Origin of the sequence: Kitasatospora putterlickiae, assembly GCF_039527695.1 — a bacterium.
Taxonomy (GTDB): Bacteria; Actinomycetota; Actinomycetes; order Streptomycetales; family Streptomycetaceae; genus Kitasatospora; species Kitasatospora putterlickiae.
Genome location: NZ_BAAAKJ010000299.1, coordinates 17699 through 23201, shown reverse-complemented (window position 1 = coordinate 23201; position 5503 = coordinate 17699). Strand labels below are relative to the sequence as shown.

The window sequence follows — 5503 nt, the reverse complement described above, 5'->3', positions numbered from 1 at the left end:
GCGGGCGCGCGACCCCCGCACCCACCCGGCCCTCCCAGGAGTGAGGAACACCCAGATGTCGGCCCTGTCCAGGTCCACGGCCCCGCTGCGGCACAGAAACTACCGCCTGCTGTTCCTCTCGTTCGTCGTCAGCATGCTGGGCGACGGCGTCTGGCTGGTCGCCCTGCCGTGGGTGGCAATGGAACTGGGCGGCACCAGTTCCGACCTGTCGATGGTCGTGGGCGCCGAGGCGGCGGGCCTGATCTCCTGCGTCCTGGTCGGCGGCGCGCTCGCCGACCGCTTCCCCCGCAAGGCGGTGATCGGCTGGTCCTTCGCCGCCGCCTGCGGCACGCTCGGTGTGCTCGGCGCCGTCCACGCGGCCGGACGGGTGGAGGTCTGGCACCTCGTCACGGCGGCGTTCGTCCTGGGCGCCGCCGCCGCGATCAGCGGGCCGGCCGCCGACGCCGCGACCCCCGACCTCGTCCCGGAGAAGGACCTCCACGCGGCCAACGCCCTGGAGTCCATCGTCCGCTCCCTGGCCGTGCGCATGATCGGCCCCGCGATCGGCGGCCTGCTCATCTCGCTGTTCGACGCCCTCAGCATCATCCTCGTCAACGCGGCCAGCTTCGGTGTCGCGCTGGCGTGCGTCGCCGCGATCCGCACGGACACCGGCCGGCCCGCCCGGCCCGGCGAGGCCCCGGCGCCTGAACAGAAGCAGGGGCAGGAGCAGGGACAGGGACAGGGGCAGGAGCAGGACGGCGCCCCGGTCCGCTACCGGCAGGCACTGCGCTACCTGGGCGGGGAGCGCTGGCTGTGGGTGCTGATCGTCTGGTCCGGCCTGGTGCTGCTGCTCCAGTCGGGCCCGCGTCAGGTCCTGATGCCGTTCCTGATCCACAACGACATGGGCGGCGACGCCCGCGACTACGGGCTGCTCATCGCCGTCACCGGCGTCGCCGCCGTCGTGGCGTCCTTCCTCGTCGGCTCCCGCACTCCGCCGCGGGACTACCCCCGCTGGATGCTGCTGGCCTGGACGGCGGGCGCCGCCCCGCTGGCGCTGATGGTCTTCCTGCCGTCCTTCTGGCTGCTGCTGCCCCTGGGCGCCGTCTACGGGTTCTGCTCCACAGTCGGCAACGTGTACTGGTCCACCCTCGTGCAGTCCTCGGTCCCCAGTGCGGTCAGGGGGCGGGTCATCAGCATCGACTGGCTCGGGTCGCTGGCACTGGTCCCGCTGTCGGCGCTGCTCGCGGGCGTCAGCGCGGGACGGGCCTTCACCGTGTGGCTGTTCGTCCTGGGCGGCGTGGTGCCGGTCCTGCTCACCCTCGCCACCCTGCGCTGGGTCGTCCTGCCGACATCCGCCCACGGCGGCGGCGCGGACACCGAGGACACGGACACGGGGGGCGCCGACACCGGCGGCACGGGCCTCGACGGCGCGGGCACCGTCGCGGCGCCCGCGCACCTCCCCGCCGAGGTGGCCGAGCCCGCCCCCGCCGCGCTGTCCTGACGTGCCGCCTCCGCCCGCCCCCTCCCCCGAGGGGGCGGGCGGGGGCAGCGGGGAAGGGATGAGGAGCGATTCGGGAACGCCGCGCCCCAGCATCGAAGCTGCCGGAACAACCCGGCCGGAGCGAGCACAAAGGGGTGGGACATGCGCAGCAGGGCATTCGTGGTGGCGGGGCTCGTCGTCCTGACGATCACGTTCGCCGGCGGCAGGTCCGCCCCGGCGGTGCCGGCTCCCGCGGAGCGCACCACCGTGGTGGTGGCGGGTGACGAGGGGCCCTCGGCGCCGAAGCCCGTGCACCAGGGCGCGGGCGCGGGGCGTGCGGTCTGAGCGGGCCGGGAGACGCCGGCCCGCTGTCAGCAGTACCGCGTGGCGGGCATGCCGATCTCCTCGAACAACCGCCGGGCGCGGTGCAGGTGTTCGGCGGCCGCCGCGCTCTCGCCCAGGTCGGCGCAGGCGCGGGCCAGGCCGGCCAGGGCGCCCGCCGATTCGACGCGGTAGCCCAGCGCCTCGGAGTGCTCCAGGGCACTGGTGTGCAGGTGCCGTGCCCGGGACGCGTCGCCGTTCCCTCGGTGGACCCGGCCGGCGATGTTCTCCACCTCGGCCAGCCGCAGCCGCGCGCCGCAGCGGGCGACCAGGTCGAGGGCGTGCTCGGCGAAGGCCAGGACGCCGGTGCGTTCGCCCAGCAACTGGCGGGTCTCGGCGGTGTGGGCGAGGGCCAGGGCGTGGTTCTCCGGGCGGCGGGTCTCGTCGCCCAGGGCGAGGGCCTGTTCGAGGCTTTCCAGGGCGCCGGCGGGGTCGTCGCCGCACAACCGGGTCACGGCCAGTTCGACCAGGGCGATCTTCTCGTTGTCGCGGGCGCCAATGTGCCGGTTGAGGCGCACCGCGTGGCGGGCGGCGTCGGCGGCTTCGGGGAGACGTTCCAGCCAGCGGTAGACGGAGCTGAGGTTGGTCCAGCTCTCGCCCTCGCCGACCTCGTCACCGGTCTCGCGGCGCAGGACGACGGCCTGTTCGAGGTAGGACAGGGCGGTGGGGAGGTTGCCGAGGGCGCTGTGCAGCAGGCCCAGGCGGCCCACGCTGATGGCTTCCTGCTGGCGGTCGCCCGAGCGGCGGGAGATGTCGAGGGCCTCGACGGCGGAGGCGATGCCGTCGGTGAAGTGGCCGCAGCGCCAGCGGGCGACGGCGAGGTTGTTCAGGCTCAGGCTCAGCAGGTGCGGGACGGCCAGGCGCCGGGCGGCGCGCACGGCGACGAAGCCCTGTTCGACCTGTTCCTCGACGCGGCTGCGTGTGTAGAAGTAGAAGGCGAGGTTGCGGGACAGGCGCAGGGTCTGGCGCGGGTCGGCGCTGTCGCCCTCCTGGTCGAGGCAGTAGCGGATCGCGTGGTGCTCGCGGTCGAACCAGGCGAGGGCGTCCTCGGGGGCTTTCCAGGGGGGCAGTTGCGCGGCCGGCGGGTCGGCGACCTCCTCGAAGCGCAGGCGGTCGGGGAACAGGGTCACGCAGGCGGCCTCGGTGGCGCTCAGGTAGTAGGACAGCAGCCGCCGGGCGGCGGTCGGGCCGTCCGCTTCGCCGTCGTCGCCGTCCGCCGTGCTCAGGGAGCGCGAGAAGTCGCGGACCAGGTCGTGGATGCTGTAGAGGTCCTGGGTGTGCTGGACCAGCAGGTGGGCGTCGAGGAGGTGTTCCAGGACGGCTTCGGCCTCGCGGGCGGGGACGGCGGCCAGGGCGGCGGTGGACCAGATGTCGATCTCCGCGGCGGGGTGGCGGCCCAGGAGGCGGAAGACGGTGCGTTGTCGGGCGTCCAGGGCCTGGTAGGACAGTTCGAGGGTGGCGGTGACGCTGCGCTGTCCGGCGCTGAGTTCGTCGAGGCGGCGGGTTTCCTGGCTGAGGCGTTCCACGAGGTGGTGCACCGACCAGCGGGGGCGGTTGCGCAGGCGGGAGGCGGTGATGCGCAGGGCCAGCGGCAGTTGTCCGCACAGTTCGCCGAGCCGGTCGACGGCTTCGGGTTCGGCTCCCGCGCGTTCGGCGCCGAGGGTGCGGGTGAGCAGCGCCCTGCTGTCCTCGGGGGCGAGCATGCCGAGGGAGAACCATTCGGCGCTGTCCAGGTCCATGAGCCTGGCGCGGCTGGTGACCAGGACCAGGCAGCCGGGCGAGGCGGGGAGCAGGGGCAGGACCTGGGCGCTGTCGGCCGCGTTGTCGAGCAGCAGCAGGACGCGCCGGCCGGCCAGGGCGGCCCGCCAGGCGCGGGAGCGTTCTTCCGGCCGGTTGGGGAGGTGGTCCTCGGCGGGGGTGACGGTGCGCAGCAGGCTCTCCAGGGCGGCGGCGGGCTGCAGGGGTTCCTCGCCGGGGGTGAAGCCGCGCAGGTCGATGTGGAGTTGGGCGTCGGGGTAGTGGGGGGCGAGGCGGTGGGCGACGTGGACGGCGAGGGTGGTCTTGCCGATGCCTCCCATGCCGTCGAGGGCGATGACGCGGGTGCTGTCGTCGCCGTCGGGGCGGGCGCGCTCCAGGAGTTGGCGTACTTCGCTGTCGCGGCCGGTGAAGTCGGGCAGGTCGTAGGGCAGGGTGCGGATCTCGCGGGTGCGGTGGGCGCGGTGGGTGGCGGTGTCGGGCGTCGGCGGGGCGGCGGGGGCGGAAGCGGGGGCGGGCGGTGGTGCGTCCAGGCCGGGGTCGGCGCGCAGGATCCGTTCGTGGAGGGTGGTGAGGGGAGCGCCGGGGTCGGTGCCGAGTTCCTCGGCCAGCAGGACGCGGACGGTTCCGTACTCCTCCAGGGCCTCGGCCGCGCGGCCGGCCCGGTAGAGGGCGAGCATCAGGTGTCCGCGCAGGGTTTCGCGGAAGGGGTGGTCGGCGATCAGGGCCCTGAGGTCGCCGACGAGTTCGCCCGCCTCGCCGCGGGCCAGGCGCAGGTCGAAGTACTGGTCGGCTGCGGCCAGGCGCCGTTCGTTCCAGGCGGTGGCCGCGGCGTCGATCACCGGGCTGCCGCGGCCGGCCATGACCGGTCCGCGCCACAGGGCGAGTGCGCCGGACAGGGCGGTGACGGCGTCCTGGGCGCGTTCTTCGGCGAGGGCCTGACGGGCGGTGCGCAGGGCGTCGGTGAACCGGGTGAGGTCCAGGGCGAAGCCGGTGGTGTCGGTGCGGTAGCCGGGGCCGTCGGTGACGATGACCGCGGCGCCGCCCGGCAGGCGCCGGCGCAGGTCCGAGACCGCTTTGCGGACCTGGTGTTCGGCGCTGGAGGGCGGCAGTTCGCCCCAGGCCGCCTCGACGAGGCGGGCCACCGGGACGACCCGGCCGTTCTCCAGCAGGAGCGTCACGAGGACGCGTTCTTGGACCGGTCCGCCCAGTGGCAGCCGCTGTTCGCCGTCCCAGGCCTCCACCGTGCCCAGGACGAGGAAGTGAAGCGTCCGCTGTGCCCCCACCCGTTTCCCCCTATCCCCGTTCAGGCGCCGGGTACCGGCCTGGTCCGCCGTGTCACGATAGGCGGTCGGCCTGTGCGGGCCCGCGGGTTCCAGTCTGCGGTCGCCTGCGGACGAGGGAAAGGGCGGCGCTCGCGCGGGCCTGCCCCGACGGCCGGGCGGCCGGGCGGGACGGGCTCGGCGGGCGGGCCGGCCGACGGTGGGTCAGGTGGGACGGGGGTGATCCGCTCGACCTGACCGGGCGCGGCTAGCCTGGGGGGACGGACCCCTCGGACCGGCGGGCCCGGTGCCCCCGGCGGGGGGAGAGAACGGGGGCGGCAGATGGCGTCGGGTGACCGGTGGGACCAGGGCCCCGTCCGCCTCGCGCGGAAGGCGTCCGGACCGGTCGTGTGGCTCGCGCCGGCACTGGTGATGCTGGCGGTGGGCGCGTACCGGCTGGGGACGCCCGCGCTGTGGCGGGACGAGGTGGCGAGCTGGGCCTCGGCCACCCGGCCGATCGGCGACCTGCTGCGGATGCTGGGGCACGTCGACGCCAGCAACGGCGCCTACTACGTCCTGCTGCACGGCTGGACCGCGCTGTTCGGCGACTCGGAGATCGCGCTGCGGCTGCCCTCCGTGCTGGCGA

3 protein-coding genes and 1 pseudogene are annotated in these 5503 nt (G+C 74.9%); 3 read left to right on the top strand and 1 reads right to left on the bottom strand.

The features are described from left to right. Together ABD308_RS28925 and ABD308_RS28920 are read left to right on the top strand one after the other, a co-directional pair. The coding region (locus ABD308_RS28925; protein ID WP_344340812.1) for an MFS transporter at positions 1-1480 on the top strand (1480 nt) is incomplete at its 5' end. Positions 1481-1621: 141 nt separating this feature from the next. Next, a complete protein-coding gene (locus tag ABD308_RS28920; protein WP_344340806.1) occupies positions 1622-1804 on the top strand; it encodes a hypothetical protein in 183 nt (60 codons plus the stop codon). A gap of 26 nt (positions 1805-1830) precedes the next feature. On the opposite strand, the gene ABD308_RS28915 is transcribed toward ABD308_RS28920, so the two are convergent. Next, positions 1831-4881 (bottom strand): AfsR/SARP family transcriptional regulator, encoded by a 3051-nt coding sequence (locus ABD308_RS28915; protein WP_344340800.1) that lies wholly within the window; start codon positions 4879-4881, stop codon positions 1831-1833. Between the two features lie 384 nt (positions 4882-5265). Here ABD308_RS28915 and ABD308_RS28910 point away from each other — a divergent pair. Beyond that, positions 5266-5503: pseudogene (locus tag ABD308_RS28910) on the top strand (glycosyltransferase family 39 protein); the annotation flags it as partial.